This window comes from Psychrobium sp. 1_MG-2023, assembly GCF_030689115.1.
Lineage (GTDB): Bacteria > Pseudomonadota > Gammaproteobacteria > Enterobacterales > Psychrobiaceae > Psychrobium.
This window is the reverse complement of sequence record NZ_JAUYVJ010000058.1, coordinates 1-4,975: the sequence shown is the minus strand read 5'-3', so window position 1 is coordinate 4,975 and position 4,975 is coordinate 1. Positions and strand designations below refer to the sequence as shown.

Here is a 4,975-nt window from a genome sequence, read left to right as displayed (position 1 = left end):
TCCCCAATAGTTCAGTTGGTAGAACGGCGGACTGTTAATCCGTATGTCGCTGGTTCGAGTCCAGCTTGGGGAGCCATTTATCTTTCTATTCTGTATTACCCAGACAATCTTGTTCTTCCTTTTAAATTATCTTGATCTCTTGACTTAAATTATTTTTTCTATCCTAATATCAATTTTATTAATGGACTAGAGTACTTGTACAGTGCCCCTATAAAAGGCTATGTCGCAGTTAACTGTTGTATATTTTTAATTGCATAAAAAACATTTGTATCAACTGTTCCCCCTTCGACATCCCCTACTATCTGTCATCAGCGACCTTTAAGAGAGTGGATGTTAGGAGAAAACTCAGGGATGGTTTTTGAGGTTTTGGCGCAGAACACGCATCAAGTTCGTTCAATTATCATAGCTAGCCCTACCCCATGAAAGGTAAGTAACTAATTTACTGTCCTATTTGCAAAAAACATCCCTGTCATTTGTCCTGTAGAGCAGCTATTACTGCCTTAAATTGCCCCCAGCCGTTTAATCTTTTGTTACCTTCCTATAAGAAAAGTAACGGGTATGCTCAAAAAAACGCCACACTGCTTAGCAATTCGTCTTATCACATCAAACTTCAGTTGTTATTAACGAATCGCAACCGCTAATTAAGATATCACCAATAACCCCTTTCTAGACAACAAAGAGGTTAAGAGGTGCCATACCCTTTCACTACGAAGCAGTACATAACTGTTGCGGTACCTTTTTTGTACGCTGACTAATTAATACGCCCACCCCCACCAAAGCACAACTTGCTAATTGACTCATTGTTAATGTTTCATTGAGTAATAACCAAGCGAGTAACACTGTAAATACAGGTATCAAATTACTAAACGAGCCAGCAATGGTCACCGGCACTCGCGCAATGGCATAGTTATAGCAAAGATATGCACCAAGGGTGACCACTGCCCCTAGATAGATAATCGCCCCTGCCCCGAAACTGTCAAAGTGCGTTGGAAAGGGCTCTAACAACATAAACGGGGTGAAAAAAATGATGCCAACAAACGCAGGGAATGCCGTAAGAAATACAGGCGAGTAACGCGCACTAAAACGTTTTAATAACACACTATAGCAAGCTGCACAGCACATCGCTAAAAACTCTAAAAAGTTTCCCCATAAAGGGTTTGGCGCATCTTCAGTCACTTCACTGCCTAGTGACAGGCCAATCACCCCAGCAAAAGCAAGCAAAAAGCCCACTAGTTGGCGGCGAGTGATCCGCTCTCCAAGTGTGAAAAATGCGATAACTGCGATTAGTAACGGTAAAATAGCGGTAATAGTCCCTGCTTGAGATGCAGAGGTATTTAGCAATGCCTCTGCCTCAAGGACGAAATAAAAGCATGGCTCAAGCAATGCCATCAGCCCTAAGAGCTTATAATCACCGGCTCGATACTCAAAGTTAAAGAACTGCTTAATAAAAAATACAAAGCAGGCTCCAGCTACCATCATTCTCGCCCAGATTACAAACATCGGTGAGTAGCTTGCAAAAGCGACTTTTAGCGCAATAAAAGAACTTGCCCACAGCAACATCGCAACGGACAAGATCAGCATAGGCCCATAAGCAGGAGTAGTTTTGTTCATAAAATTTCATTTGTGGTGTAAAAACAGGCGGCAAGTGTAAATCAAAATAAAATAGATGCAATAAATTATAAAATAGACCCAGAATGCATAAGCAATGACACCTTGGGTCTTCAGTTTATTTTGATCTTGTGCAAGTGACGTTAAATAACTAAGTCTTGGCGCTAACACTTACAACATACAAGGTTGTTTCTAAGTGAATAAACAAGGATAATACGCCCATTGTTTTTTAGGTCAATTAACGCTAATGGTTGAGTATTTTTTACTGCTAATTGGTACAGTTTTAGTCAATAACTTCGTACTAGTTAAGTTTTTAGGTTTATGTCCCTTTATGGGGGTCTCCAGCAAACTTGAGTCCGCAATTGGAATGTCGATGGCGACTACGTTTGTCTTAACTATTGCGTCTTTATGCAGCTATCTAGTCAACCACTACTTGTTAGTCCCATTAAATATTGAATATTTGCGCACCCTTAGCTTTATCTTAGTTATTGCCGTTGTTGTACAGTTCACTGAAATGGTGGTGCGTAGTACCAGTCCTGCACTATATCGCATGCTGGGTATTTTTTTACCGCTGATCACCACTAACTGTGCAGTTCTTGGCGTCGCATTATTAAACACCAATGAGCATCATAATTTTATTGACTCAATTGTTTACGGTTTTGGCGCGGCACTTGGCTTCTCTCTAGTATTAATCTTATTCTCGGCGATGCGGGAACGTTTAGCGGCCGCAGACGTACCAGCCCCATTTAAAGGCGCTTCAATTGCGATGATTACCGCAGGCTTAATGTCATTGGCATTCAGTGGATTTACGGGGTTAGTGAAGTAAATGACAGTTATTTTAATCGCAATCCTAGTCCTTAGTGCATTAGGGCTCATCTTTGGTGTTCTATTGGGGTTTGCTTCAATCAAGTTTAAAGTTGAAGAAGATCCTATTGCAGAAAAAATTGATGCTATCTTACCGCAAACGCAATGTGGCCAATGTGGCTATCCAGGGTGTAAGCCTTATGCTGAAGCGGTTGCCAATGGGGACGCTATCAATAAGTGTGCTCCAGGCGGTCAACAGACAATAGAAATCATTGCCGATATGATGAATGTCGATATTCCACCAGCTCAAGGCGAGGAAGTCGAAGAACCAGTAAAGAAAGTCGCTTTTATCATCGAAGATGATTGTATTGGCTGTACCAAGTGTATTCAGGCCTGCCCAGTCGATGCAATTTTAGGAACGACTAAACAAATGCATACGATTATCACCGATGAATGTACTGGCTGTGATCTTTGTGTTGAACCTTGCCCTGTTGACTGTATAGAAATGATACCAGTCAAACAAACGACCAAGAATTGGAACGCTCAATTAACTCTGATTCCTATTAAGCAGTTGGAGTCATAACGTGAAAACTATTCTAAACTTAGTCGATGATGGTCAATTGTGGCAGTTTCACGGTGGTATTTACCCACCCAGCCGAAAAGAGCGCACCAAGGATCAACCAATCAGTTTGCTCCCGGTACCACAACAATTATTTATCCCACTTTCACAACACAGTGGCGCAGCAGCCGTTGTGTGTGTAGCCGTTGGTGATAATGTTACTAAAGGCCAGGTCCTAGCAAAAGCTGACGGATTTATCTCTGCAAATGTATTGGCACCATCAGATGGCACCATTACTGCCATCTGCCAACACCCAGCCTGTCACCCTTCTGGATTAACAACAGAAACAATAACGTTAACAGTCAATGACACTGACGAGCAGGCACATCCTGTCTTCGCACCATTATCGACGCAAGCGACACCAGCTGAAATTTTAGAACGAGTAAAAGCAAGTGGTATCACCGGGTTAGGTGGTGCAAGCTTTCCAACATCGGTAAAACTGTCAACTAAAAGACCCATTGATTATTTAATTCTTAACGGCGTTGAGTGCGAACCTTATATCACTGCTGATGATTCGTTAATGCGAGACCGTGCCAATGATATTGTTCAGGGTATCTTAACTCTTAAACAACTAATCTCGCCAAAGCGTGTCATTATCGCTATTGAAGATAATAAGCCTGAAGCAATCAAAGCCATGGAGAAAGCGCTATCTGTTGCTAATGTCGACTCGCATATACTGGTTCGCCCAATACCAACCGTTTATCCCGCTGGAGGAGAAAAGCAGTTAATCGAAGTACTGACGAGTAAACAAATACCAAAAGGAAAGCTGCCAGCAGATATTGGTGTAGTTGTACAAAACGTTGCAACCGCCTACGCAGTTAATCAAGCGGTTACTCATGGACAACCTCTGTTAGAGCGTATTGTTACTGTTTCTGGTGATTTAGTGTCTCGCCCGGGTAATTACCAAGTGCCGCTAGGTACTAGTATTGAAACCCTCCTTATGCAGTGTGGTTTTAAACCAGCAAGCAAACAAAAAATCATCGTGGGAGGACCAATGATGGGTTTTGCTTTGCATGATATTAGTGCGCCAGTTGTTAAAGCAACAAACTGTATTATTGCGGCCAGTATTAATGAGTTACCAGATGCCCCTTCTGAGCAAAACTGTATTCGTTGTGGTGACTGTGAACAAGTATGTCCTGCAGAGTTATTGCCACAGCAATTACAGTGGTTTGCCAAAGATAAAGACCACGATAAACTCATCGAACACGATCTATTTGACTGTATTGAATGCGGTGCTTGTGCATACGTTTGCCCTAGTGCAATCCCACTCGTTCAATATTATCGTGTTGCTAAAGCTGAAATTAGAACGGCCGAACAAGAAAAACTACAAGCAGCCCGTGCCAAGGAGCGCTATGAGCTTCGTCAAGCACGTTTAGAGCGTGACAAGCAGGAACGTGAAGAACGCAGCCGACTAGCGGCAGAAAAACGTAAAGCAGCGATGGCAGGAAATAAAGATCAAGACGCGATTGCTGCAGCTCTCGCCAGAGTAAAAGCTAAAAAAGCTGGGCAATCAGTAGAAGAGCCGACCAAAGAACAACCTAACGATCGCGTTGCCGCAGCGATCGCCCGAGCAAAAGCCAAAAAAGCTCAAGCGAACAGCTCTACAACAGAAGCAGATTCGACGTCTCAAAATGAACAGCAATCTCGCGTTGCAGCAGCAATTGCGAGAGCAAAAGCTAAAAAATCGCAAGCTAAACCTTCACATAACGACGAGCAAGTTTCAAAGACTGTCACCGAAGTGTCAGTAGAGAATACATCCGATGACAAAAAAGCACGCATTGCCGCTGCTGTTGCCAAAGCAAAAGCCAAAACTCAGGCTAAAAAAGCACAGCCGGATGAATCTCCTGAGGCATTAGAAGAGGCAGAACCGTCAGTGAATAGCGCTGCCGACGACAAAAAAGCACGCATTGCCGCTGCTGTTGCCAAAGCAAAAGCCAAAGCTCA

4 protein-coding genes and 1 tRNA gene are annotated in these 4,975 nt (G+C 42.9%); 4 read left to right on the top strand and 1 reads right to left on the bottom strand.

Annotated features, from left to right (window positions below; genetic code table 11):
• Positions 1–76: transfer RNA gene (locus Q8W26_RS17610), tRNA-Asn, on the top strand.
• 629 nt (positions 77–705) lie between these two features.
• On the opposite strand, the gene Q8W26_RS17605 is transcribed toward Q8W26_RS17610, so the two are convergent.
• Entirely contained in the window at positions 706–1,611 is a 906-nt protein-coding gene (locus Q8W26_RS17605) for a DMT family transporter (protein ID WP_101215891.1), read from the bottom strand.
• Between the two features lie 244 nt (positions 1,612–1,855).
• Between Q8W26_RS17605 and rsxA the strand changes: the two genes are divergently transcribed.
• The 3 genes from rsxA to rsxC all read left to right on the top strand — a co-directional run.
• Positions 1,856–2,434 carry an electron transport complex subunit RsxA gene (rsxA, locus tag Q8W26_RS17600; protein ID WP_101215892.1) on the top strand — a complete coding sequence of 193 codons (579 nt, stop codon included), beginning with the start codon at positions 1,856–1,858 and terminating at the stop codon, positions 2,432–2,434.
• Positions 2,435–2,995: an electron transport complex subunit RsxB gene (rsxB, locus tag Q8W26_RS17595; RefSeq protein ID WP_101215893.1), complete on the top strand. Its 561-nt coding sequence runs from the start codon at positions 2,435–2,437 to the stop codon at positions 2,993–2,995.
• A 1-nt stretch (position 2,996) separates the two neighbouring features.
• Positions 2,997–4,975: electron transport complex subunit RsxC (gene rsxC / locus Q8W26_RS17590; RefSeq protein WP_305473863.1), on the top strand; the 1,979-nt coding region annotated here is incomplete at its 3' end.

Coding starts and splice junctions, on each gene's coding strand:
- rsxB (WP_101215893.1), top strand. CDS start 2,435: ATGACAGTTATTTTAATCGCAATCCTAGTCCTTAGTGCATTAGGGCTC.
- rsxA (WP_101215892.1), top strand. CDS start 1,856: ATGGTTGAGTATTTTTTACTGCTAATTGGTACAGTTTTAGTCAATAAC.
- Q8W26_RS17605 (WP_101215891.1), bottom strand. CDS start 1,611: ATGAACAAAACTACTCCTGCTTATGGGCCTATGCTGATCTTGTCCGTT.